Origin of the sequence: Bradyrhizobium zhengyangense, from assembly GCF_022012555.1 — a bacterium.
Classification (GTDB): domain Bacteria; phylum Pseudomonadota; class Alphaproteobacteria; order Rhizobiales; family Xanthobacteraceae; genus Bradyrhizobium; species Bradyrhizobium zhengyangense.
In genome coordinates this window covers 16150-40831 of record NZ_JAKLTZ010000026.1, presented here as the reverse complement: position 1 = coordinate 40831, position 24682 = coordinate 16150, and the positions used below count along the sequence as shown (strand labels likewise).

Sequence of the window (24682 nt, the reverse complement as noted above, 5' to 3'; positions counted from 1 at the left end):
GCAATGTCAGATCAGACCATTCTCTCTGCAAGCGGCTTCATCAACTCCATCGGCGTGAACGCCCACGCCGGCTTCGGATGGACCGACTACAACAATCTCGCAATGATGGTCGACGACCTGAAATATCTAGGCGTCACCCACGTTCGCGACGCGATGGCGACCAATCCGGCCGCCCAACCCGTCGTCGACGGTCTGGCGGCGGCAGGCTACAAATTCGACTTCATCGTTTCGTCCGCCCTGCCCGGGCAGGGGTCGACCGGACTTCAGAATTACGTAACCTCGCTCGAGAAATTCCTGGCAAGTCATCCAGGCAGCATCAGCGCGATCGAGGGCCTGAACGAGGCGAATGCCCAACCCTTCAGCTATCATGGCAGCTCGAGCCTCCACGCGGCTGCTCAATTTCAAAGCGCGCTCTACCAGGCCGTGAAGGCGGATGGCGCCCTTTCGAGCATTCCGGTCTACAACCTGTCGCTCGCATACAATGACCCACAAGGATACAACCAGCTCGGCAACATGTCGGGTTCGGTCGACTACGCCAACGCCCACGCCTATGTCAGCACCGGCTCGACCCCTGCCAGTTCTCTTGCTGCGACGCTGAGCGCGGTGGAGACGGCCGCCCCCGGCAAGCCGGTGGTCATCACCGAGACCGGCTACACGACCCAGGCCAACACCCAGTATCTCGGCGTAGACGAAACGGTGCAGGCGAAATCGATCCTGAACACGCTGGTCGATGCCTACAAGGACGGCGTGAGCTCGACCTATCTCTACGAACTGTTCGATCGGAATTCGGCCGCCAGCGACACCAACCCCGAAAACAACTACGGCCTGTTCCATTCGGACGGCACCCCGAAGCTGGCCGCCACCGCGATCCACAATCTCACGACCATCCTGGCCGATGACGGCTCGGGCGGTCATCAGCCGACTGAGCCATTGAACTACACGCTGAGCAACATGCCGAGCTCCGGCAGCAGCATGGTGCTGGGCAAGAGCAATGGCGCCTACGAGCTCGTCGTCTGGGCCGAGCCCAAGCTCTGGAATGATGCGACCGATACCGAGATATCGAACCCGACACAAACCGTCACCGTGAACCTCGGCGGCGTACACCATTCCGTCAAGGTGTACGACACGCTGACCGGCACCACGGCGATAGCCACCTATACCGATGTCTCGACGATCACGATCCCGGTGAGCGATCACCCCCTTATCGTCGAGATCGACGCGCCGGCGGGCACCTCGGGCCCGCCGAGCGTTCCGCCTGATGTGACCGGCACCGCGGCCGAGATCGTTCCTCAACTCTCCGACTTCAGTGCATCGACCACACTGAAAACGATCACTCTGACCGATACGCACGTCCTGCCGGTCGCTTCGAAAGCGACGCTGGACTACATCATCGCGCATTACGGCAATGCGCTGTCCAAGATCCAGGGTGGATATTCGTTCTCCGTCACGAATTCGGCCCCGACCTGGACCAGCACCCTCACCTACAGCGCGAACGGCAGCCTGGTTTCGACGTCGAACACCGGCCTGAACAGCAGCGGCCAGCCGATTTCGACGACCATCAACTATGCCGACGGTTCGAAGGACGCGATCGGCTACACCGGCGGCGTCAAGACCACCTTCATCCACCTGGCAACCGACGGCACCAGAACCACCGACACCTCCAACACGGCCGGGACCCTTCTCAGCGAGATTGTCCAGAAATCGACCGGATACTACTCGACCACCGTCTACACCGCTGGTGTCAAGACCGCGGCCTATGTCCTCAACGCCGACCATAGCCAGGACAACTACACTTACAACATCAAGGGACAGAGCTTCACCAGCCAGGTCCAGCACGTCGATACGACGGGCAGGATCACCTCGGTGACTCGCACGCATGCGGATGGCTCACTGGATTCGACCCAGATCTATAACAGCGATGGCAGCAGTGCCATCACCACCTACAGCTCAACTGGCGTCAAACAGGTCGAAACCGACTATCACGCCGATCACAGCAAGGATGTGTGGACCTACAATATCACCGGGCAGGCCTACACCACCGAACACGATATCTATGACACCACTGGTTTCCTCACGACCTTGGTGCGCCGTCACACCGACGGCAGCTACGCATTGAAGCTGGTCCAAAGCAGCGACGGCACCAAGACCACCGACGCCTACGATGCGACCGGAAATCTGACGAGCGAGGTGGTCCAGAAGGCCAACGGCTTCACCTCGACGACGCTCTACAGCAACGGCGTGAAGACCCAAGCCTACGTGAAGAACGCGGACGGCAGCCAGGACAATTACAGCTATGGGATCACCGGGCAGAGCTACGTGACGCTGATCCAGCACGTCGACCCCTCCGGCAAGGTCACGGCCATTACCCGCAAGCACGCGGATGGAACGCTGGATTATACCAAGGTCATCAATTCCGATGGCAGCAGCGTCACCACGACCTATGACGCCGCCGGCAACAAGGCCAAGGAGATCGACGCGCACGCTGACCACAGCCAGGACATCTGGCTCTATAATATCACCGGGCAGGCCTACACGACCGAGCACGATATCTACGACGCGACCGGCTTCCTCACCACGCTGGTGCGGCGTCACGCCGACGGCAGCTACGCATTCAAGCTGGTTCAGAGCAGCGACGGCACCAAGACCACCGATTGGTACGACGCCACAGGCGTTCTCACCAGCGAAGTGATCCAGAAGGCCGACGGCTTTGATTCGACGACCGTCTATAGCAATGGCGTGAAGACCGCCGCCTATGTCACCAACGCCGACCAGAGCCACGACAACTACAGCTACAATGTCACCGGCCAGAGCTATACCACCCAGCACCAGCATCTCGACGCGTCCGGCAAGCTCACCGAGATGGACCGAACCCACGCCGATGGCACGCTGGACTACAGCCAGATCGTCAAAGCCGACGGCAGCAGCGTCGTCAGCAACTACAATGCGACCGGCGTGAAGATGACCGAGACCGACTATCACGCGAACGGGTCAAAGGACGTCTTCCTCTACAACGTCGTCGGCCAGAACTACACCACCGAGCACGACAGCTACGATACCACCGGGTTCCTCACCAACATCACGCGCACCCACGCCGACAACAGCATGGCCTTCACCTTGGCGCAGACCAGCGACGGCACCAAGACCTGGGACTGGTACGACGCGAAGGGCATCATCACGAGCGAGGTGGTGCAGAAGTCTGACGGCTACAGCTCCACAACCGTCTATGCGGGCGGCGTGAAGACGGCGGCTTACATCACCAACGCCGATCACACCTCCGACAATTGGAGCTACAACGTCACCGGGCAGAGCTACACCACCCAGCACCAACATCTCGATGCTTCCGGCAACATCGACTCGATCACCCGAACCCACGCCGACGGCACCCTGGACTACACGCAGGTGGTCAACAACGACGGCAGCAAGCTGACCGACCTCTATGACAGCGCCGGCAACAAGACCCAGGAGGTCGCGAACAACGCCGACAGCACGAAGGATGTCTTCCTGTTCAACTTCAATGGCCAGCAGGGGACGACCCAGCACGAACATTACAACGCGGCCAACGCGCTGCAATATTTCGATGACACCAAGGCTGACGGCACCCACAACGTCACCGCCGTGGTCGCGGGCGTGGCGGTTCAGGGTGGTAACGGCAACGACCAGTTCTCCACGGCTCCTGGCTCCACGACCGTGGTCTACGACCACGGCCAGGACCAGATCGTCAACTTCCACGCCGGCGATGCCGCCAACCACGACATCGTCGAGATCTCAAAACAGCTGGCTGCCGACTATAGCCATCTCCAGATCGCGCAATCGGGCCACGATACAATGGTGACGCTGTCAGCTAACGATTCGGTGCTGCTGAAGAACATCAATGTCGCGAGCTTGACCAGCCACGACTTCATGTTCGTCTGAGACATCGTCCGGACCTGCGATGCCGCAGGTCCGGACTCGAACGACCAAGGCACAGGCATCTGCCTTCCGAAACGGCACGACCGGAAAGCCACATCTCCTGATGTCGTGCCATGCACCCGCGGCATTTCCGCCATGATCATTGACGCCGTGTTGCCGCGAAGGACATGCGCGACTTGCGAACTTGCGTCACAATTCGACTCTAGAAGGACATCACAACTCGCAGGGAATTCGACATCGAGATGGAAGTCCGCGAACAAACTCGCTTTGTCGTTCTCGATTTCTATCGGTTCGTCGCAGCGCTCGGCGTCTTTATTTTTCATCTGAAGAACATCGACAAGGGCATCTCGCCGGCGTGGAACGGTTCATATGGGCTGTTCGTCGACATGTTCTTCATCCTTTCGGGATTCGTGATCTCGTATTCCTATCCGGCCGGTTCCATCGGAATCCGCGGCTACGCCCGCTTTCTGGTGCGGCGGATTGCACGGATCTATCCCCTGCACTTGCTGACTTTGCTTGCCTTCGTCATGCTCGCCTGGATCGGAATCCAGGGCCCGACATCGCATGCGAGCACGCTGGACTTCATCCACAATGCTCTTCTCGTCCAGGCTTGGGGCGTTACCGATCATCTCAGCTTCAACTCGCCGTCCTGGTCGATCAGCGCGGAGCTATTCTGCTACCTGCTGTTCCCGCTCCTGATGCTGCTGGCCGGGCGCGTCTCGGCTCTGACGCTCGCCGTCATCGTGGCGATCCTGTACGCCGTGCTGGCCCATGGTCACCTGCCGATCTGGCAGGATCGGTCGCAAATGTATGGCGCCAATTTCGATTATGGCATGCTGCGGGCGCTTCCGAGCTTCCTGAACGGCATTCTGCTCGCGCTTCTGTTCAAGCAATTCCGCAATCGAGGCAGCAAGCCGGTCGCCATCGCAGGAATTGGCGTATTCCTCGCCTCGATTCTGATCCTGAACGTTTTTGCCAAGCCGGATCTCGCAATCGTTCTGTTCTCGCTGGCTATCCTGCTGACCGCCGTCGGCGAAAGCGCATTTGTCCGGTTCCCCGGCGCGACCTGGCTCGGCCGCCTCGGCAACACGTCCTACGCCATCTACATGCTGCACGAACTCTTGCTGATCCTGGTGTTCAAGCCGGTCTGGCATCAGCTCGGACTGCAACCAGGCGTCTTTCCGATATTCGCGCTGGCCTGCTGCCTCATTCTCACGATCGCGGCTGATTTGACCTACGTCCTCATCGAGAATCCGGCGCGAAAATTGATCAATCGTCTTGCACCGGCCGCCGAAACCAGGCGTCCCGTCGCTCCCGAGCCCGCGCTGGCCGAAACACTGGAGCTGCGGCCAACAGGGCCAGGTTGACCGCCGTCTCCCATCCACAAGAGCGCATCTAGGACCGTCGAAGCCGGATCGAGACTTCGTGCCAGACCCGAAGTGCCGCCGGTCGCGCGGTCAGCAGCACCGCGGCGAGATAGACGGCAGCGCCGAGCGATGTCAGCAATGCAAGGCGGAGCCAGGGCGATAGCGCTGGCAAGTTATGGGATGCCCCGACGACCACCGCCGCCATGAGCGCCGAACTGCCGAACGCCGGCACCAGCGCGCGCGCGTAGCGCCGCACGGCGATCGACAAGATGCGCAATGACGCTCCGGCCGACAGAGGATACAGCAGCACGGCGCGCACCACATAGCCGACCGCAATGGCGACCAAACCGAAGGGTGCGGCTGCAATGAAGATCGCGATGTTGGACGCTGCGTAAATCAGGGTGAGCCAGGTCTGCCAATGCGGCTTGCCGAACGCCAGGATGACCGAATGATTGTAGAGCCCGATAGTCGTCAAGAACCCTGTCACCGAGATGATCGATAGGAGCGGTGCGGACTCGAGCCACTTCGCGCCGAAGAATGCAAGGATGAGATCGGGCGACAACGCCGCGATCCCGGCGAAGATCGGCGCCGTCAGGAGCGAGGTGTACATGACAAAATCGAGAAGCGCCTCGCTTGAGGCCTTGCGGTCGTGCTGAAGGCCCGCGATCGTCGCGAAGAACACGCGGTTCAACGCATTTCCGATCACCGTGCTGACCGCATTCACGAGCCGCTTGGCGAGGCTGTAGAAGCCGGCGCCAGCCGCCCCCGTGTACCAGGTCACGAAAAGGAGATCCGAATTGGCGTTGGCGAAGTTCGTGATGCCCGTGAGCGCTACATAGCGGCCGTAACTGATGAGCTCGATCGCCTCGCGGCGGCTGAAGCGGAAGCCGGGACGCCACGGCGTCAACGTCCAAAGGCTGACCAAGGACACGAGCGAGGTCGTGACCAGCTGGCCGACGAGGGCAAGCACGCCGTAGCCGCTGATGGCCAGGGCAATGCCGATGGCACCTCCGAGCGTGATGGAGAACAGCGTGCGAAGGGCGAGCGAACGGAAGACCTGATTGCGCGTCAGCCAGGCCTCGTGGGTGCGGGATAGCCCCTGCACGGCAACCACGACGGAAAAGCCTTTCAGCACGACGGCGAGATCTTCCAGGCCGGACAGACGCTCGATGCCACTACTGGTGGCGAAGAGCAGTGCCGCGGCAACCAGCGAAAAGGCCGCAATCAACCAGAACGATGCGTTGTAGTCCTCGTCTTTCGGCTGGGCGCGCGCCTGGACCGCGATCGCGATGCTCTCGATCAGAACAGCCCGGCAGAAATCCAGTGCCAGCGCACCTGTCGCCACGAGGCCGATGATCTGCGGCGACAGCAGCCGCGCCATGATCACGTAGATGGCGAGCGTCAGCGCTTGCCCCACCGCGGAATCGAGGGTGGACCAGATGACGCCGGAAGCGATCGAGCGTGACGTTACCGAAGGCTCGCTGCTCAATTGGAGGCTTGTCATAAGTTCAGACTAGGTATGTGCGGGCTAACGATGCACCGGCACCGCTCGAACGGTCCAAGAGTCGCCTCTTTCGCAAGACATTGTCTGCAAGATAGCATCTGCCATCCGAGGACGCATGAATATTCGAGCCAATCTGCGTAGATTGATCAACGAGGTCGGCTGTGACTTTGTTCAACAACTGCCTTATCCGCATGTAGAGCTATTTTTTTGGCGACCTGATGATGGAACGATCAATTTTGGCGACTATTTGTCCCTCGTCGTGGTGGAACAACAGCTTCGACGCAGCGGGTATACGCTTGCAGACGAAACGTTGCGACAAGCACGGATGTTTGCGATCGGCTCGGTTCTGCACTACGCACGCAACGATGACGTGATCTGGGGCAGCGGCATCAACGGGCGCCCGGGCCAGAACGATCTCAATCGTCGCGTTCAAACGCTGGATGTTCGCGCGGTGCGCGGTCCTCGCACCCAGGAAATTCTCCGGCGGCGCGGTCTCTCCGTGCCTGATGTATTCGGCGATCCAGCGTTGCTTCTGCCACGCCTGTTCCCTGATCGCTTTCAACGCCGCCACGTTCGTCCGTGGATTTTTGTGCCGAACCTGCACGACCTCAACATGATCGATCACGGCTCGCCCCATGTGGTCAGCCCGCTGGGATCATGGAATCGACGCATTGAGGCCATTCTCGAGGCAGACCTTGTGCTGGCGAGTTCCCTGCACGGTCTGATCGTCGCGGAAGCCTACGGAATTCCCGCTCGATATGTGCGCCTCAGCGATGGCGAAGCCGAATTCAAGTATCGTGACTATTATGAAGGCACCGGCCGCTTCGACGTTGAATTCGCCTCCAGCCTCGAGGAAGGCCGGGAGATGGGCGGCGCAGCGCCGCTCAGCTTCAACCACGAATCCTTGATGGACGCCTTCCCGATCGATCTCTGGCGCGAGACATTCTGATATGACCAGGCGCTTCAGGGTGGCGATCTATGCCCCGCATTTCGCCGAATATTCCTATCGACTGGCCGCTGCATTGGCCAAGCATTGCGACGTCCGGCTGGTGCTCAATCGGAAGGACGCCAATCAACAATGGAATCTGGACTGGATTCCAGCGCCCGCATCGTTCGACACGCGAATTCGGGATCTGAGCCTGCGTCGATCCGGCGCCATCGGACTTCCACGGTCGTTTCTCGATATCCTCGCGTTCCGGCCCGACGTGGTTCATTGTCACGAATGCCCGGAATATTTCACCGCTGGGCTGATGGAGCTGCTCCGGCTCACCAGCCTTCCGCGCGTCCTCACCGTGCATGACGCCATTCCGCACTCCGAGGGCGGCTCGGGAACGAATACAAGTGAAGAGCGGCTGCGGGACCGCATGCGTGCCGGTGCCACACATGTGACGGTGCATGGACCGAGCTGCGTGGCGGACTTTGCCCGCGCATCGCCCGGTTATCGCGGCGAAGTGACGTCCTCCATGCATGGCGTGTTGATGGTCCCCTCCGCCAACAGCGCGCCAATTCAGCCGGTCGAGGGCCGCATCCTCTTCTTCGGACGCATGTGGGCCTACAAGGGCCTCGACGTCTTCCTTGACGCAATCGATGTGCTTGCAAAGCGCGGCGTACGTCATCAGGCCATTATTGCCGGTCGCGGCCCCGAGATGAAGCGATTTGGCGCGCGGATGGCCGATATGGCATCGGTCAACGCCATCGACACGTATGTCTCGGCCGAAGATACCAGCACCCTCTTCCAATCGGCTGAAGTCGTCGCATTGCCTTACAAGGATGCATCGCAGAGCGGCGTGCTGGCATCTGCCTTTGGCAATCAACGCCCCGTCGTCGCAAGTGCGATCGGCGGCATTCCCGATGTCGTCACGGACGGTGTCAATGGCCTGCTCGTACCGCCTGCCGACGCTGAAGCGCTGGCCGATGCCCTGGAGCGTGTCCTGACGTCCAGGCCGCTCGCTGCAAGCCTGACGGAGGGAGCACGGCAGACGGCAGAGGGATCGCTGAACTGGGATCACATCGCCGAACGTCTGTTTACGACCTATCGTCGTGTCGCCGGCGTCAGCGCCTGATCGCCGGCGTCACCGCCTGACGGCACCGCTTGCTGGTGGGAGCGGCTGCTCCATCTTGTCGAGCGGCCCGAACACCAGCCCTCGTAGTGCGCCGTCCAGGACGCGCCTCAGCCTGACTTCAATCAGCTGGTAGCTGATCGCGCTCGCGGCCAGCGATGCGACTGCCCCCAAGATGATGAATGCGAACCAGAGCAGCCAGCGGTCAGCACCCATCGCGACGAGCTTCAGCCCCGCCACTTGCAGCGGAAACAGCACAAAGGGGTGCACCAGATAAAGGCTGTAGCTGATCTTTCCTACAAATTGCAGCGGCGGCGCGCTCAGCGCGTTCCCGATGCCCGAGCCGGGGGCGAGAACCATGCCGAACAGCAGGAACCCGGGGATCAACGCAACGAAGGGATGAAACAGCACCAGGCTCGCATACATGGCGACGGCGCAAGCCACACCGGCAGCAAGCCCAACCCGGCCCGAGACCGGAAACCGGAATCCGGTGGAGCTGAAGAACATGCCGATGCAGAAAAAGGCCGTGATCGGCCAATGCAGGACACAGGCGAGGCCAAGCAAGATCAACGGCGCCGCCACCATCCGGCCACTGAAGCGCAACGCGGCGAAGGTGAGCGCAAACCAGATATAGAATGCCCACTCGTAAGTCAGGGTCCAGGCATTTTGCTGTGCGGCGGGAAGACCGAATGCATCCTGCAGAAAGAACAGGTTCGCGATGAAGATGCCGAGATAGCTGCCGACATCGATTCCGCGGAAGAATTTGTAGCCGACGATCGGCCCGATCACGAACAGCGCAACATGCAGCACGAGAAAGACCGGCATGATGCGAAGCACGCGATCGAAGAAGAAGCGGGACAGCGACCCATGCCGTACGAGGCTCGCGGGAATCAGGAAACCGCTGATCATGAAGAACAGCTCGACGCCGTGCCCGCCGACGTTGATCACTGACTGGAGCCAGGGCCAGAGCGGCGGCAGAAAGCCGGGGTTCGGGATGTCGTACACGCCACCCTTTGGCATGTCGTAGAAATGATCCATCAACACGCTCAGGGCGGCGATAGCGCGAAGACCCTGGACGGACGGAACGAACGATCCGTCATATTTCACGTCCGGTTGCCTCGCCGTTCCGCTCACTCCGCGGCCCCCTGCGTGCTGAGGGTCGGCTCAAGCGCTGGGCGCCGCCGGCGTTCGGAACGGAATCGGTGTCCGAACGAAATCGACGGCTTTTCGACCAGAGAAAACGTGGTCCAGCTGACCAGGATCGATAACGCCGCGATGAGGATCGCGAAAACGGACCACCCCAGCGGACCATCACCGAACCACACCAGGCGATGGACCCAGACGATCACGAACGGTGACATCAGATACACCGAGTAGCTGATCACACCGACAAACGCCATCGGGCGCCAGGCCATTCGCTCGCCGAACGCGGCAAAGACCATGAAGACCAGAGCCGCGCAGATATAGGCCGATCCGATCGAATAGCTGTAGAAGAAGTTTTCCTGATAGACGCCTCCGAACCGCCTGTCGGACAGCACGGCCGCGAAAATCGCATAGAGAAGCGTGCAGCCAGCGACATGAACCCAGCGCAGCTTGCCGCCGATCACGGCGTCGCGGACAATCTTGCCTAGGAACATCGCAGAGAGATTCAGCCCGACCTCCATCAGGGAGGAGACCGTCCTGTTTGCGATCAACAGCGCGGCAACGGTCCCGATCACCGCAGCGGCAGCGACAATCGTCACCGCGGTGAAGCGCCTGTTCAGGAGCCCCAGGGCAAACAGGATGGTGCAGCTGACGTAGAACAGCAGCTCGATGGCCAGCGTCCAGTAGAAGACCCAGAGGTTCGGGATGTTGGCGAATGTTTGCAGCATGGTCACGTTGGCAATGACCTGCGAGGCGGGAAAGACCGTGGCATCCAGCACCAGCATCGTGGCGAGCCCGATCACGATCGAGGTCCAATAGGCCGGATAGAGCCGGAAGAAACGGCTGATTGCAAAATCGCGGACGGGTGTCGCGCTGTCCGGAAAGCTGAACGGGATCACGAAGCCGCTGACGAAGAAGAACAGGACGACCCCGAATCGTCCAAAGTTCATGTAGTAGCCGATGATGTCGTGAAACATCCAATAATACGCGCCGGTCGGGTGCTTCTGCACGATCACTTCGAGCACGTGCTGGAACAGCACCGACAGCACGGCGATGCCGCGCAGCGTATCAATGAATGCGAGCCTTTTATGCATGATCTGATCTCACCTGCCCGCGCCCAGCGCCGTTCCAGGCACATCAGGGTCGAATCCATCCAGCGGACGGATCGGCCGCGGCAGCTGAACCGGAGTTACGTCACTGGCTCGCGCGACCGTCGCCCGCTTGGAAAACACCTCGCTGAAGCTCAATGCGATGATCAGAAGTCCGGATGCCGGGCCATAATTCAGGACCGTGATCGTAAACAAGTTGACGACAAAGATGAGCGTCAGCTTGTACACGTCGGTTGCCCCGAACGTTGCCCGGAACACCATGATCATGAAGGCGACGAAAGGCAGGCCGAACATCAGATAGGTCCCGATGTAGAAATTATCGACGGGCACCCAAAATGACGCGAGCGGCGAGAACAGCTTCTGCGGATAGTTGAAGCATCCGGCGCCGCAGCCCGTCACCAGCCCGATGGGCATCAGCTGGCTCATGTAGACAAACGGCAGCTGCCAGCTGTTGTTGATGCGATCCAGGATGCTGAACAATGTCGAATGCGGTATCGCCGCAGTTCCCGACGCAGCCACGATCATGAAGAACGGAACAAAGATCGACGCGAACGACCACAATGCGATGGTCCGGATCGCAGGGAAGCGTGACCGCTGCGGCAGCATGCGGACAAGCACCAGCAGCACCAGGTAGAGCACGAGGACGATCATCGTCGTCTTGCTGGTGGTTAGGCGGATCGTGTAGACGGCGATGGAGCCGAACAGAAGACACCACGGCGTGCTTTTGCGAATCGACGTGATCGCGAACGAAACGAGGATGAAGAAGGCCGCCATGGTGTTGTCGGCGGCAAAGCCCATCAGACGCTGATCGTCTCCGCCATAGGCCCACCACAACCGACCCGCCTCCCGGACGGCACCAAACGATTCGTACTTATATCCGACCCAGGGCATCACGTAGTACTTGGTCAGGATCACGCCAATCACCGAAAGATAGAAGGTCACGGCGATAACCGAGAGCAGCTTTCGGTAGGAGCCCAGGCTCGAATCGCAGAAGCAGAAGCCGACGAACACCGGCAGCATCATCTTGAAGGACGATACCGCCGCGTTGCCGGTTCCCAGCATGAAATAGCCGAGCACGATCGAGAGCATGATCTGCAGGAATGTCAGCGTCGCCAACGTGCTGCGATTACGCAGGACACAATGGATGATGAACTGGACGAGGCACAGAAGCGCGATGCCGTCCGGCAGGTACCAGAGCGGATCCACGTGAAGAATGCTGGTGGCGTAACGGATCACGCCGCCGAAGGCGTCCCGGATCAGATAAGTGCCGAGCGCGATCGCCTCGATGTTGAGGCTGATCAACGTGATCCGCGGACGATGCAGGGCAAGCGCAGTCATAAGCAGCTCAGTTGGTCAGCCGCGCCGACGGCGCGGGCGCAGCCGAAAAACCGGACCGGCGTCCAAGAAGGTTGCGAAGGAATTTGCCGCCGGGAATCTCGACATAGCGGTAGGTGTAGTGCGACACCACGAACACCGCGGCGAGTGACACGATGAGATTCAGCGTCGCAGGCAAACCCGGCCGGATCGCATCGAATGCTGCAATTCGCGATGCCCCGAGCGCTCGCACGAAATATTCGGCGAACAGCACCACCAACGCGTGCACCATATAGATTGAGTAGGACCTGCGCCCGAGCCAAACCAGAGGCTTGGTCACCAGCATCCGGGGGACCAACAGCGCCTCAGGAAACGCCAGCAGGCTGCCGAGGAAGACCGAGAAAATCAGCGGCGCAAGGAAGCTGGCGGCCGGATAGGCCTCGACCATGCTCACGAGAACGACGCTGGCAATCATGGCAACCAGTTGCATGATGCCTTGCGCGACCGGCCCCGGCTTGCCGGGCAACCGCCGAACCACCCTCACCGTCAGCACGCCCAGGAAGAAGCTCACGAAGCAGCGCAGAATGCCGAAATCGGTCTGCAGGCCGAGGCTCTTCTTGTCCAACACGAACACGATGAAGGCCAGGCTTCCGGCCGCGATCAGTCCCGAGAGCGCATAGAACAGCGACAGCGAGCGCATGCGCTGGGCCAGCAGGACGACCAGGCCAAAGACAAGATAGGTATAGAACTCGACGCTGATGCTCCAGCTCGGCGCATTCCAGCTGAGATAGTCGACGAACCCGATCGAGTGCAGAAGAAAGACGTTGAGCAGGAACGAGTAGGAGTTGTTCACCTCGAAGGCGGCGGGCGCTGCGACCACGAGACCAGCCATGACCAGACTGATGCGCAGAAGGCGAAACAGCAGATTCGCGGCCAGCATCACGATATGCAGTGGATAGACGCGCGCCAGACGTCGCACCATGAAGTCGCGCAACGAGAAGCGCCCGAACTCACCCTCGACGGAGCTGAGCGACATCACCATTCCGCTGAGAACGAAGAACAGGTCGACAAGCAGCCACGAGCTCCGGAAGAACGAGCAGTCGATCCACGCATTGTGGGGGAATATCGCGAGGAATGTCGGCATCAGCAGGAGATGGTGGATCACCACGGATGTGGCCGCGATACCCCTGATACTGTCGAGCGGCAGGACATGCGCTTTCTCTCGATGAACCGACTCCGTCACATCCACATTCCGTAGCTATTGCACCGCAGCACTCTGTAGGACATCGCGCACGCTTTCAATCCTCGAGATCAACGACGTGCTGCTGATGCATGACGATCGACTGCAAATTCATCGCTCGCGACTCATTCCGACATGCGGAGGACAAGTTCGCGCCACTTTTCTCGATTGCGCGATGATCTCGACGCGATCGATTCATGCTTGCGGACATTTGCGAGCAAAGTTTGCGCGAAATCCGGCGTTGTTGCGATGCTCTGGAACGCGTCGCGCGAATTTATCTCATATCGATTGGAACAAAATCGCGCGTCGGCGGATATGTCAGCTTCGCGACATCGGGTTCGCCTCATGAATCTTCAGTCTGCAACATTCGTGAGCGCAAACTGCCAATCTCTCAGGCATTGCAACTCCTCGTTATGCAACCGCAGGCAAGGAAGCCTGCATGTTGCCACCGATACGATTGATTGAACCAACTTTTGCGCCGCACAAAATTTGACACAGTTACCTGTCAGATTTCGCTCGCGCTCGTAAGCAGAATGAAGGGACACGAATGGGCTGCGGATCATCACGCCGTCGATCGAAGCCAATGTGGCTGCCAATCTTCGTAGCATCATCAGCATTGATCGCGGCGAGTCTCGGCCCCTGCCAGGCTCAGTGCGTCGAGTTCTCGGACCGCGCCTCGCAAATCGATCTCGACGCATTCGTCAAATCGCCCTCGTCGCTTTTGGAACGGTTGCGCAACGACAAGGAGAAGCTGAAGTACCGGCTCTCCACCTATGTCGCCACCAATCCTTCCCTGTTGCCGTCGGTGCAGACACTCATTACCGAATCGACTTCCGACGATCGTTCGGCGATCGGCTCTGCGCTTCGGCTGGCAGAAGCCAGATGCACGACGACGAAGCCAGATGCCGCGCGCAAGATCAGGGATTTTACGAAACGGATCGGCGATCTTTCCGTGCAGGCAGGCTATTCCGCCGTGGGAGAGGACGATTCCGGCGCGCCACCGCAACCACGTGACAAGACCTCGACGCAACCCTCAAGGGGCGGAGCGCTCCTCGAAGGGGAATGGAAGACGGAATTGTCCGATCCGTTCAAGCCCGTTCCCATTCCTCAGTGACCATAAGGCAGCTGTCCGCAAATGTATCAGCCCAGAGAACAGTTTCAGTCGGGTCATAGGTTTGCCATCGAGTTTGGCGGGGCTGTTCTGAGCTTCGAGCGCGTGACCGACGTGCTCCGCCGCCAATGGCCGATCATCGCGACCTGCGTCGCGGCCGCGCTTGCCCTGGTGCTGGTTTATTTGGTCACGGCGCAGCCAATGTACACGGCAAATGCCCGTATCATGATGGACACGCGCCAGACCCAGGTTCTGGACAAGGATAGTGGAACCAACAGCGCTCTCATCGATACCGGCTTTGTCGACAGCCAGGTCGAGGTCATCAATTCGGACGACCTCATCCTGTCGGTCGTTCGCCGCCTGCATCTGACCGAAGACCCCGATTTCAATGGTTCCAATCCAGGCGCTCTCGCCATCGTCCTTGGCAAGATCATGTCGCTGTTCGAATCCGGCGAGCCACCGTCGCAAGATCGCATCGAGCATGCCGTAGTCGAGGTGATCCAGAAGAATCTCAGGGTCGAGCGCGTCCTGCAGACCTATGTGCTCTCTCTCAGCTACAAGGCTCCCTCGCCGGACAAGGCCGTCAAGATCGCAAATGCGATTGCTGATGCCTATATCGTGGGCGCGCTCGAGGCCAAATATCAGTCCACCAAGCGTGCGACCGAATGGCTGCAGCAGCGAAGCGTCGAGCTGAGCGAGCAGGCGACCGCCAGCGATCGCGCCGTGCAGAGCTTCAAGGCCGAGCACAATATCGTCGGCACCAGTCGCGGCCTGATGTCCGAGCAACAGCTGTCGGATCTGAACACTCAGCTAGTTCAGGCGCGGGCGGCAACCGCTGAGGCCAAAGCCCGCCTAGATCGGATCAATTCGATCTCAGATCAGGATGTCGCACAATCGACGGTTACGGACGCGCTTAACAACTCAGTTATCACGCGCCTGCGCGCCCAATATCTCGACCTCCAGGCGCAATATGCCGATTGGTCCAAGCGGTACGGTAAGACCCATCTTGCGGCGGTCAATCTTGCCAACAAGATGGAAGAAATTCGCAAGAACATTGCCGACGAGCTTCATCGGATCGGCGATGCCTATCGCAGCGACTATGAGATCGCAAAGAGCCGCGAGGCCTCTCTCGAGAATAACATGAAGGATCTCGTCGCCCAGGCCGGTCATACTGGTCAGGCGGAAGTCAAGCTGCGCGACCTCGAGAGCGCTGCCGACACCTATCGCAATCTCTACAACAACTTCCTTGAAAAGCTGCAAAGCGCTACGCAAAACCAGAGCTTTCCGATCAGCGAGGCACGCCTGATCAGCACGGCAACCAAACCCGACCGCAAGAGTTCGCCGCGGTCGGTCCTGGCGCTGGTGGGAGGCCTGGTCGGCGGCCTTTGTCTCGGCTTTGGAATCGCCTTCGGCCGCGAATTCTTGAGCGACGTGTTGCGGACCCCCGGCGAGGTCGAGGAGGAGCTCGGCGTGAAGTGCCTCGGCGTGCTTCCTGATATTCGCCGGCCGACAACTGCGTTGCTCTCGACGTCCTCCAAGAGCACCGCTCCGGATCTGTCCCGCTACGTCGTCGACCATCCGTTCTCCCGGTTTGCAGAAACGCTACGCAACATCAAGGTATCGATCGATGTCGCGCGCCTCAGCCGCGAGCTCAAGGTCATCGGCATCGTGTCATCGTTGCCAAAGGAAGGGAAAACCACAGTCGCGGCGAATTTCGCCCAGTTGGTCGCCCTCACGGGGCACCCCACCCTATTGATCGACGGCGACCTGCACACGCGCTCATTGACCCGTGAGCTCGCGCCCAATGCCAAGACGGGACTTGTCGAGACGTTGAACGACCCGGCCAGCCTCGGTTATCATGTGCAGCGCAGCAAGGAGACAGGTCTGGATTTCCTACCGTCAGTCGTCGCGTCGCGCATGGTCAATTCGGCGGATGTGATCGGCTCAAAGGCCATGGCCGAGCTGCTCAAATCGTTGAGGGAGCATTACGAGTACATCGTGATCGATCTTGCGCCGGTCATGCCAGTGGCTGACTCCAAGGCCTTCAGCCCGCTCATCGATGCCATGGTCTACGTGATCGAATGGGGACAGACGACGCGCTCGGCGCTACAGGAGTCCATTTCAGGCTCGGAGGTCCTTCAGAAGAAGCTGCTGGGGGCCGTTCTTAACCGCGCCAACCCGAAGATGCTCAAGCGCATCGAGGCCTACAAGGGCAAGCACCATAACAGCTACTATGTGGAGCACGCCTGAGCTGCCACCCGCCTCGCAAAGCTCGAGCAATCCGGCTCGCGGTCTTCGGTAGGCCGCCTCACCGGAACAGTCCGCCGGCTCCTCGTGAGCCGACCGTTTTCATCAGCCCGCCTTCCGAAACCAGCGGGTCGCCCCGTTTTCACGCACGCGGATTTGAGCGCTGCCGCGGGCAAAACGCGCGGAGAGCAACGCCTGGGGCCGGCACGAGCCGAACTCCGTATTCGTCCGGAATCCACATCCCGCCAACATTACCTTAGCTGAACGCCGGGATTGACGGGTAACCGGCGGTCGCGAGATGGTTAGAGGCGCCATCTGGTCGCCGCCACACTTTCCTGATCTTTAGTGATGATCGGCAGCCGCAGGCTTAGACGCCTTTTCTTTCGAGTTCCCTGAGGCTAAGTTGAGCTCATACTCATTGCTCGTTTCTGGTGGGTTCGGATGCTGATCCTCCTCACTGTTTTGTCAGTTTGGTTACTGCTCAACATCCTGTTCGTGTTGATCGTGGTTCCCCCCCGCAAACCGCGGCGGTCGGGGCCCCTCGCGACGACTCTTTCTCCGGCGCCCGTCGATCCGAGCCGGCGGGAACTTGAGCAAGACGAGCCGTTCTCCCTCCGCCACGTGGTCGCGTCGGTCGCGATGGGAGCGTTCTTCGTGCTGGTCCCGCCCCTGCTTGCGCTGCGCGATGCGATCATGCGGCTGTTCGGGAAGACGCGGCAAGACGGCAGATAGCCGGAGCGCAGCCCCAGCTATCCGACGAGTTCCTGGCTTGATGTAATCGACGGCCTAATACGCCTCCTGGAACATCACGGCTGACGCTGTCCGCGCCATGATCTTCAGATCGAGCCAGATGCTCCAATTGCTGACGTACCAGACGTCATATTCGACCCGCTTTTCCATCAGATCGATCGTCGGTGTCTCCCCGCGCAGGCCGTTGACCTGAGCCCAGCCGGTCAGACCAGGCTTCATGTGATGGCGGTAGACATATGTGCTGATGAGCTCGTCATAGTAATTGTCGTGAGCCAGGGCGTGCGGCCGCGGCCCGACCAGAGACATATCGCCCCGTAAGACGTTCCAGAGCTGCGGCAATTCGTCGATGCTCGTCATGCGAAGGAAGCGCCCGATCTTGGTGACTCGCGCATCCTTCTTGGTCGCCTGGGCGATGGTCTCACCATTTTCGGAAACGGTCATCGTCCGGAACTTCCAGATCTCGAAGGGCTTGCCATTGAAACCGCGGCGCGACTGCCGGAAGATGACGGTTCCAGGCGAATCCAGCTTGATCAGCATGGCGACGGTCAGCAGCAGTGGCGTCAGTACGACGAGCGCGACTATCGCCACGCCGACGTCGAGGAAGCGCTTTTGCAAACGTTCGAAGATGCTCAGCGGCGGCCGCTGAATTTCCACCGCCACGGTCCCGCTGACCGGCAGGAACGGGCGTGAGACGATATCGGCGATGGAATCATCCGGCAAAAGCCGCACAGGCTGCGGTACCGCTCGCAGGTAGTGGCCGAGCTTTCGAAGCATCGGCAATTCGTCCCAGTCGATCGCGAGAAGATACTCGTCGACATCCGCGAGGCGCGACTGGCGGATGACATCCCGAACTTCCCGTTCCCAATGGCCACTGTCGCTTTCGTCGATTCCGAGCACGAAATGACGCACAACATCGAAGCCGTTCCTGCGCAGATCCTTGAATCGGCCTGACGTGAAGTCGAGCGGCTTGAGACTTAGAAGCACTACCTTTCGGTCAACCAGACGGCTTCTGGCAAAGCTCGTACCGAGCACGATCTGCCAACCGCAGCGGAGACTGATCAGCCCCAGGCCGCCCATGCCCGCGAAGACGATCACTGTGCCGCGGGACAGATTGTCCGTCGACTTCAACAGGAATGCCGCGACCGCAAGGACCGTCAACGACACCAACCAGATGAAGACGGCCTTGCGCATCTGCCAGACGAGATTCAGCAGGCGGTGCGTTGCGTAGACGTCCTGAAAGTAGGCGACCGCGACGAAGACAAGACCAACGATCAATCCGGCCCCCACGGAGGCGCCATCGGCAGTAGATGCCGTCGCAAAGCTGTAGAGGGCGGAGCCGACCACATAACTCAGCAAGATCAGCAGGAAATCAGCAGCGATAACGACGATCTGAAATGGTCGCTGAAGGGCAGTGCCGCGCGACGACGACGGCGAGTAAGCCTTCTCAGAACCATAAGTTGCAACAGCCATTCGAACCTCTACGTATCGAGAGAGTGCCTGACGCTCATCGTGATGCTGAAGACTCGTCAATTTCCTCGGAGAAGGTGTGCAGTGATCGCAGCGACATTGTGGCGCTGCACGCAAAACTTTTGCAACGCACGAATGATGCACCATGCTGAAATGGAAGAGCGATATAGACAGGCAGAAATTCTCGTCACAGTGCTGACATGTGATCGAAGGATCTGCCCTATTTTGAGTCAAGTTCCACATCCGATCCGACGCTTCATGGCTTCATTGCGCAATTCCTCGCTCAACTTTGAGCGGGACGATCATGGCGAGCAAGGCCGCGATTCGTTTGCGAGAATTTCGAAGGATTTCTATCTGTGGTTATGCTTGTTTTCGCGCCGAGGCATGCATCTTTGTCGCGCAGCTGAATGAAGCGATGCAATTCTTGTGGACCGGATCATGCGGGCAGCACGCCTCGGAATCTGCGGGGAAAAATTGCCTGCCCTTCTTTTGGCGCGATCAAGCCGGAGAACAGCAACGCTGTCCCATCGACGAGCTGCCGTTTGCGTCCGATGGAAGCCCTCCGGTGCCGGCGACTTGGGGAAATCATCGCGACCACCCGACCGATTGTGCATCATGATATCTCTCATCCGACCACGCCCGCCGAGCCGCAAGCCGCAATTGCCGGACGGAGTTCGCATCTACGCGATCTCGGACATCCACGGCTGTGCGCACTTGCTCCAGCCGATGTTGCGGGTGATCGACGTCGACGTAGCCCGGAGCCGGCCGCGCTATGCGATCGAGATATTCATGGGCGATTACATCGATCGCGGCCCTGACACGCGCGCCACTCTCGACATCCTCGTTGAACGGAGTCGCCGGGGTAATGCAGTTTTCCTCAAGGGCAACCACGAGGCATTCCTCGTGCGGGTCTTCGAAGACCCGTCGTTGTTCGAAGATTGGATTGCCGTCGGTGGCGCTCAGACACTAATGTCCTACGGGCTCGCTCCGCCGGATCTGAAGCGCGACGAGCCGGCCTCGATATTGCGCGATCTGATTAGAGCGATGCCACCTGAGCATCTGCAATTTCTCGACAACCTGCGGCTGAGCTTCAGTTGCGGAGACTTCTTCTTCGTTCATGCCGGAGTTCGACCAGGAGTACCGTTGGCCGAACAGACGGAGCGTGACCTACTCTGGATTCGCGAGGAGTTCCTGCGGAGCGACGAGCAGTTCGACAAGTATATTGTACATGGTCATACGCCGGTCCGCGGTGCTGAGTTCCTCGCCAATCGCGTCAATATCGATACGGGAGCCTATGCAACTGGCAATCTTACTTTGATGAGCATTCAGGGAAGCAGTATGCTCGCGGTATGAGCGATGGCGGCAACGCGCGGATCCCAGCCTTTGCCAGCTAATTTGTCGTCCGTGAAGAATGCGGATTGACCTGAGAAACAAGCAGAATTGTTCCTGATTTTGCAGGAAAGCGGGGTGTTGGACTTCGCTTTCTTGCGGTTTGGAATTTTGCTTTTTGGGCGATTCGTGATTCGTGACGGCGTCGTCGACATTGGGGAATGCGATGAGCAAGCCGCGGGGATGATCGCCAGAAAGACCTGTTGCTTCCGGCGCTCGATCAGATCATCGACATGGGTCATCCGCTGGTGCGATTGGCAGCGCTGATCGACTGGAACATCCTGAATGAGCGATTCAGTTCGGTGTGCCAGGCAGGGTCGGGACAGCCGGGCTTGCCGACGCGGCTAGTCGCCGGCCTGTTCATTTTGGAGCACATGGACAACCTGTCAGATGATGCTGTGCGCTCGCTGGATCGAGAACGCCTGTCACCAGTACTTCTGCGGCGAATTGAGCTTCTGCCACCGTCTGCCGTTCGCTCGATCGTCCATGACACGCTGGCGCCGGCGGCTCAGGGAGGAACAGCTCGTCGCGTTGATCCAGGAAAGTCTATCGGTGGCGCACAAGACCGGCGCTATCGGTCCAAAGGATCTGGAACGGGTGGTCGTCGATACCACGGTGCAGCCGAAGGCGGTTGCGCATCCGACCGACGCGCGGCTGATGCATCGAGCAATCATCAAGCTGGTCCGGCTGGCCAAGCGCAACCGTGTGCCGCTGCGCCAGAGCTATCTGCGCATGGCCAAAGCGCGCCGCCATCATGGTCGGTCGCTACACCCATGCCCACCAGTTCAAGCGCGCCCGGCGCCAACTCAAGTTCCTGCGGACACGGCTTGGCCCGATCATCCGCGACATCCGCCGCAAGATTGATGGCGATAGGGTCCTGGAAGCTCGCTTCGGTCCGTTGCCCGGTTTAGCGCAGCAGGTGCGCAGCAGGATCAGCATCAGCGCGGCCCAAAGGTTTATGCATTACATGCTCCGGAGGTCGAGTGCATCGGCAAGGGTAAAGCTCGCGCTCCCTACGAGTTCGGCTGCAAGGTCAGTATCGCCACCCCCGTGACGTCTCCGAAGGGCGGCCAGCTCGTGCTCCACGCCAAGGCCCTGCATGGCAATCCCTTCGATGGGCACACGCTCGGTCCCGTAATCGCCGACATGGAGAAGCTCACCGGCGTGGAGGCTCGCCGTATCCACGTCGACAAAGGGTACCGCGGTCAGAATCACCCGCATCGGTTCAGGGTTTGGATCTCGGGCCAAGTCCGACGCGTCGCAGCTTCCATCCGGCGCGAGATGATGCGTCGCGCGGCTGTCGAGCCCGTCATCGGCCACGTCAAGGCCGAGCATCGCATGGACGGCAATTATCTCAAGGGACGCCTCGGCGATCGCATCAACGCTGTCCTCGCCGCTGCCGGCTATAATTTCAGCCTGCTCCTGCGATGGCTCACAGAGTTCTTGCGCATCATCATTCGAGCCTTCATCCAAACCGTCCCGGCTCGAAACTTCGCTTGAGCCGGCCACCGCGCCAGTTCTTCACGAACGACTAATTTAGGACGTGTGGTTGCAAGCGAGCACGGCTCTCTGCGATCCAAACGCTCCAGGCCCGGTCGTGTTTGCCGTAGAGCTCCAGCCAACGTTGCTCGCTCGCGTTGAGGCCGGGGCGATGCTCCTCCAGCTCGGCTCGGCCAGGTACGGAAACGTCCTTGAATTCAACTTGCGGTGTGTTGTCCAGATGCTCGAATTCTATGGTTTCCGAGTTCGTGAGGCCCACGAGTACGCGCTGTCCAGCTTCGTTAACGATGTACCGCCGCGGAGCGTCTTTCCTCGCCTCGGTCATGCTCTGATGTCTCTTCTCGATGCTCACCCCTGGGAGGTTTCGCCCAAATGAACGAGACTAGAACGCCCGTCGGGCATGCCCGAAGGTCGAAATCCGCGGCGAGCGACTTAACCGATGCGAAGAGCGATCGGAAAAAATCGCGATGTTCCGTTGGTTTCGCCGCGCGCGAAGAGCATAGCTCAAAAAGACGCAGGCGCAGAAAATCAACACGGAGACGGAGGCAGACGCCATTGCAGAAGCCATGAGACCATCCTTGGAGAGCGCGACGCCCATGAAGGGCAACCAGTGTGTCGAGATCATGATTCTCGATCCTGACCAGTGCTGAAAGATTGTTCGCTGCTGGAGCCAAGCAAGCGCCAATGCGTGACGCTTACTTCTTCTCCTGGTACCCAATTCAATCCGAAGTGCAATGCCCGCAAGAAGCAAGGAGCGGCCTTCCTACAAGGTTATGCCGAGACGACGACGATCGCCGGTTCTCCATTCGCTGCCGGGGGCGATCCAGCATCCGCCGGCTTCGAATTGGAGGGCAAAAAGAGTTCTGATCCTCAGTCATCTGTCGGCATTCAGCAAAACTGTTGGCCTAACGAAATTGACGATCCGCACGGTACGCTGTTCACGTTCGATCCAGCTCCGATTTAAGCCGAGCATGGCATGGAAAGCGGGCTTGAGCAGGCACGCCAAGCAATTCATCAATCAATGAGGCGTTTCAGCGGCTTCAAATTATCGGAATTCCGCTTGGCCGTAACGCTCGATGACGGCGGCAACTTTATTGTAGCAACTTACCCGCTTGGGGCCTATGGCGGATCAGGACTCGTTGCCCGCAACAGCCGTCAAGCCTCGCCCTATGGACTGGTGTGTCATCCCGCGGACCTGGATGTCGAGCGATGCGGATCGGCGCTTCCATTAAACCGGACGGGCTCGGCTTCGTGCTCCTCGCTCCGCTCCCCGTCACTGAAAAATGGCGCGGCAATGAGCGACGTACAGATATAGCCAAGCTGCAGCAGGCAGGCAGTCGCGATCATCGAGAGCGCCGCATCTGGCAGACTTTCACCGGCGCCGATGGCGATCGGAGCCGCGATGAGGCACCCAGCGGCAATGGCTGGGAACAACACAACGAACCGGAAGCGGATGCCAAGAACCATTCCCACTAGCATCGCGCTTAGATAAAGGCTTGTCACGTCAATTACTCCGCCAAACCGCATTGTTCCTAGCGGCGGCATTCTAATAATGGCTTAAATTGGGCCTCGTGTTTTTCATAGATTCGCTCCGAGTTAATGCGGGAGACCGTCGCCGAAGACCTATTATTCCGGCGAATGGCAGCACCGATCGTCGATCGTCAGCGCCAGATCGCTGGGACTGCAACTTCTGTTTCGCCTGCTGGACGAACTGAGCTGTCTGCGGCTTATCGGACGGGATCGCCCGGGTGATCCTACTTCCGTGCGAAACGGGAGAGGTGCAAGCCTTTGGTGGCGCCTAGATTCACAAACGCCGATCGTAGGGGAGGACCGGGAGTCCTGCGGCCAGTGAGCTAGTGCCAAGGTGGCTACGACGGAGCGGTGGTCGACAGATAAGCCTGATAAGCCCAGCCGAACAGCGTCCTCGCGTGAAGTCTAGAGGCACATCCAGCAGCTTACAGGGCGTGCCGTCCGGGCCCGCAAGCCGACTACCGCGGCCAACCTGACGGGCGACGCGGGCAATGGGAGCAACACGAGATTAGCTATTTCCGAAATCCCACCCTCCCGGACGGCGGCCAAGGCAAGTAGCGCCAGGCTCTGACGTCGTTAACGCCGCGCATCGTCTAGCCCTTTTTGGGCATAAAGGCCTCCCGAGTGTCCCGCCGGGTGTTTAGCCCTCGGCTCGGTCGCCATCCGGACCAAACGCAGATTATTCGTTGAGCCTATCGCTCGTGAAAGTAACTTGTTCTTGCAGCTTGCACGGCCGATCTGACCGGGGCGCGGCCGCTCCAGGACTGAGCAAATCACCCCAAACATCCCGGCGCGCGATCACCCGCCAGACAGGGCCTTTGCGAGACGCCAATCGGGGAACGGAAGCAGGTTAATATTTGACGGAAATCGCCGCGGCGCGGCAGCACCAGCTGTCGGGTGGACCGTAATAATGAGTTGTCCCGGGATACCAGCCGTGCGCGAAAAAAGGAACCGTCAGCGGGCTTCCGCCCCGTACACCAGCAATAAAACCAGTTGGAGCGTACCAGTGGCGGTAGCCTTTGGCCTCAGCTGACGTGGAGAA

19 protein-coding genes and 1 pseudogene are annotated in these 24682 nt (G+C 59.7%); 12 read left to right on the top strand and 8 right to left on the bottom strand.

Annotated features, from left to right (window positions below):
• The first annotated feature begins 3 nt into the window (after positions 1-3).
• Together L6639_RS39945 and L6639_RS39940 are read left to right on the top strand one after the other, a co-directional pair.
• A complete protein-coding gene (locus L6639_RS39945; RefSeq protein WP_237866997.1) occupies positions 4-3912 on the top strand; it encodes an RHS repeat domain-containing protein in 3909 nt (1302 codons plus the stop codon).
• A gap of 239 nt (positions 3913-4151) precedes the next feature.
• A complete protein-coding gene (locus L6639_RS39940; protein WP_237866996.1) occupies positions 4152-5276 on the top strand; it encodes an acyltransferase family protein in 1125 nt (374 codons plus the stop codon).
• A 28-nt stretch (positions 5277-5304) separates the two neighbouring features.
• Here the strand turns inward: L6639_RS39940 and L6639_RS39935 are convergent, their stop codons facing one another.
• Positions 5305-6765: a lipopolysaccharide biosynthesis protein gene (locus tag L6639_RS39935; RefSeq protein ID WP_237866995.1), complete on the bottom strand. Its 1461-nt coding sequence runs from the start codon at positions 6763-6765 to the stop codon at positions 5305-5307.
• Between the two features lie 130 nt (positions 6766-6895).
• On the opposite strand from L6639_RS39935, the gene L6639_RS39930 reads away from it, so the two are divergent.
• Together L6639_RS39930 and L6639_RS39925 are read left to right on the top strand one after the other, a co-directional pair.
• Complete coding sequence (locus L6639_RS39930) at positions 6896-7729, top strand: polysaccharide pyruvyl transferase family protein (protein WP_237866994.1); 834 nt, start codon at positions 6896-6898, stop codon at positions 7727-7729.
• Position 7730: 1 nt separating this feature from the next.
• Entirely contained in the window at positions 7731-8843 is a 1113-nt protein-coding gene (locus L6639_RS39925; protein WP_237866993.1) for a glycosyltransferase family 4 protein, read from the top strand.
• A 9-nt stretch (positions 8844-8852) separates the two neighbouring features.
• Here L6639_RS39925 and L6639_RS39920 read toward each other — a convergent pair whose 3' ends face one another.
• The 4 genes from L6639_RS39920 to L6639_RS39905 are packed head-to-tail and all read right to left on the bottom strand — an operon-like array spanning position 8853 to position 13649.
• Complete coding sequence (locus L6639_RS39920; protein WP_338076577.1) at positions 8853-9974, bottom strand: acyltransferase family protein; 1122 nt, start codon at positions 9972-9974, stop codon at positions 8853-8855.
• A complete protein-coding gene (locus L6639_RS39915; protein ID WP_237866990.1) occupies positions 9971-11077 on the bottom strand; it encodes an acyltransferase family protein in 1107 nt (368 codons plus the stop codon). The genes L6639_RS39920 and L6639_RS39915 overlap by 4 nt, the downstream gene beginning before the upstream one ends.
• Before the next feature lie 9 nt (positions 11078-11086).
• The gene (locus L6639_RS39910; RefSeq protein WP_237866988.1) at positions 11087-12430 is read right to left on the bottom strand and encodes a hypothetical protein; all 1344 of its coding nucleotides are present in this window, start codon (positions 12428-12430) and stop codon (positions 11087-11089) included.
• A gap of 7 nt (positions 12431-12437) precedes the next feature.
• A complete protein-coding gene (locus L6639_RS39905) occupies positions 12438-13649 on the bottom strand; it encodes an acyltransferase family protein (protein WP_237866986.1) in 1212 nt (403 codons plus the stop codon).
• A 727-nt stretch (positions 13650-14376) separates the two neighbouring features.
• Here L6639_RS39905 and L6639_RS39900 point away from each other — a divergent pair.
• From L6639_RS39900 to L6639_RS39890, 3 genes are all read left to right on the top strand, one after another.
• Positions 14377-14760 carry a hypothetical protein gene (locus tag L6639_RS39900; protein ID WP_237866985.1) on the top strand — a complete coding sequence of 128 codons (384 nt, stop codon included), beginning with the start codon at positions 14377-14379 and terminating at the stop codon, positions 14758-14760.
• Positions 14761-14781: 21 nt separating this feature from the next.
• Complete coding sequence (locus tag L6639_RS39895; RefSeq protein WP_249798543.1) at positions 14782-17007, top strand: Wzz/FepE/Etk N-terminal domain-containing protein; 2226 nt, start codon at positions 14782-14784, stop codon at positions 17005-17007.
• A gap of 438 nt (positions 17008-17445) precedes the next feature.
• Positions 17446-17736: a hypothetical protein gene (locus L6639_RS39890; RefSeq protein ID WP_237866983.1), complete on the top strand. Its 291-nt coding sequence runs from the start codon at positions 17446-17448 to the stop codon at positions 17734-17736.
• Between the two features lie 54 nt (positions 17737-17790).
• Here the strand turns inward: L6639_RS39890 and L6639_RS39885 are convergent, their stop codons facing one another.
• Positions 17791-19224, bottom strand: a complete 1434-nt coding sequence (locus L6639_RS39885) for an undecaprenyl-phosphate glucose phosphotransferase (RefSeq protein ID WP_338076579.1) — start codon at positions 19222-19224, stop codon at positions 17791-17793.
• Between the two features lie 301 nt (positions 19225-19525).
• Between L6639_RS39885 and L6639_RS39880 the strand changes: the two genes are divergently transcribed.
• From L6639_RS39880 to L6639_RS39870, 3 genes and pseudogenes are all read left to right on the top strand, one after another.
• Positions 19526-19840: a hypothetical protein gene (locus L6639_RS39880; RefSeq protein WP_237866981.1), complete on the top strand. Its 315-nt coding sequence runs from the start codon at positions 19526-19528 to the stop codon at positions 19838-19840.
• Positions 19837-20574, top strand: a complete 738-nt coding sequence (locus L6639_RS39875) for a metallophosphoesterase family protein (protein ID WP_237866980.1) — start codon at positions 19837-19839, stop codon at positions 20572-20574. Before L6639_RS39880 ends, L6639_RS39875 begins: the two co-directional genes overlap by 4 nt.
• 202 nt (positions 20575-20776) lie before the next feature.
• A pseudogene (locus L6639_RS39870) lies at positions 20777-22110 on the top strand (IS5 family transposase).
• Positions 22111-22141: 31 nt separating this feature from the next.
• On the opposite strand, the gene L6639_RS39865 reads toward L6639_RS39870, so the two are convergent.
• Both L6639_RS39865 and L6639_RS39860 read right to left on the bottom strand, forming a co-directional pair.
• A complete protein-coding gene (locus tag L6639_RS39865; RefSeq protein WP_237866978.1) occupies positions 22142-22435 on the bottom strand; it encodes a hypothetical protein in 294 nt (97 codons plus the stop codon).
• 57 nt (positions 22436-22492) lie between these two features.
• Complete coding sequence (locus tag L6639_RS39860; protein WP_237866976.1) at positions 22493-22735, bottom strand: hypothetical protein; 243 nt, start codon at positions 22733-22735, stop codon at positions 22493-22495.
• An 18-nt stretch (positions 22736-22753) separates the two neighbouring features.
• On the opposite strand from L6639_RS39860, the gene L6639_RS39855 reads away from it, so the two are divergent.
• Together L6639_RS39855 and L6639_RS39850 are read left to right on the top strand one after the other, a co-directional pair.
• Positions 22754-23074 (top strand): hypothetical protein, encoded by a 321-nt coding sequence (locus tag L6639_RS39855; protein WP_237866973.1) that lies wholly within the window; start codon positions 22754-22756, stop codon positions 23072-23074.
• Positions 23075-23319: 245 nt separating this feature from the next.
• The gene (locus tag L6639_RS39850; protein ID WP_237866971.1) at positions 23320-23586 is read left to right on the top strand and encodes a hypothetical protein; all 267 of its coding nucleotides are present in this window, start codon (positions 23320-23322) and stop codon (positions 23584-23586) included.
• Positions 23587-24682 lie beyond the last annotated feature (1096 nt).

What these genes read in the sequence shown, in the direction of transcription:
- L6639_RS39945 (WP_237866997.1), top strand. Translation starts at nt 4, where the DNA reads ATGTCAGATCAGACCATTCTCTCTGCAAGCGGCTTCATCAACTCCATC.
- L6639_RS39940 (WP_237866996.1), top strand. Translation starts at nt 4,152, where the DNA reads ATGGAAGTCCGCGAACAAACTCGCTTTGTCGTTCTCGATTTCTATCGG.
- L6639_RS39930 (WP_237866994.1), top strand. Translation starts at nt 6,896, where the DNA reads ATGAATATTCGAGCCAATCTGCGTAGATTGATCAACGAGGTCGGCTGT.
- L6639_RS39925 (WP_237866993.1), top strand. Translation starts at nt 7,731, where the DNA reads ATGACCAGGCGCTTCAGGGTGGCGATCTATGCCCCGCATTTCGCCGAA.
- L6639_RS39915 (WP_237866990.1), bottom strand. Translation starts at nt 11,077, where the DNA reads ATGCATAAAAGGCTCGCATTCATTGATACGCTGCGCGGCATCGCCGTG.
- L6639_RS39910 (WP_237866988.1), bottom strand. Translation starts at nt 12,430, where the DNA reads ATGACTGCGCTTGCCCTGCATCGTCCGCGGATCACGTTGATCAGCCTC.
- L6639_RS39895 (WP_249798543.1), top strand. Translation starts at nt 14,782, where the DNA reads ATGTATCAGCCCAGAGAACAGTTTCAGTCGGGTCATAGGTTTGCCATC.
- L6639_RS39890 (WP_237866983.1), top strand. Translation starts at nt 17,446, where the DNA reads ATGCTGATCCTCCTCACTGTTTTGTCAGTTTGGTTACTGCTCAACATC.
- L6639_RS39885 (WP_338076579.1), bottom strand. Translation starts at nt 19,224, where the DNA reads ATGGCTGTTGCAACTTATGGTTCTGAGAAGGCTTACTCGCCGTCGTCG.
- L6639_RS39880 (WP_237866981.1), top strand. Translation starts at nt 19,526, where the DNA reads ATGGCGAGCAAGGCCGCGATTCGTTTGCGAGAATTTCGAAGGATTTCT.
- L6639_RS39875 (WP_237866980.1), top strand. Translation starts at nt 19,837, where the DNA reads ATGATATCTCTCATCCGACCACGCCCGCCGAGCCGCAAGCCGCAATTG.
- L6639_RS39865 (WP_237866978.1), bottom strand. Translation starts at nt 22,435, where the DNA reads ATGACCGAGGCGAGGAAAGACGCTCCGCGGCGGTACATCGTTAACGAA.
- L6639_RS39860 (WP_237866976.1), bottom strand. Translation starts at nt 22,735, where the DNA reads ATGATCTCGACACACTGGTTGCCCTTCATGGGCGTCGCGCTCTCCAAG.
- L6639_RS39850 (WP_237866971.1), top strand. Translation starts at nt 23,320, where the DNA reads ATGCGGATCGGCGCTTCCATTAAACCGGACGGGCTCGGCTTCGTGCTC.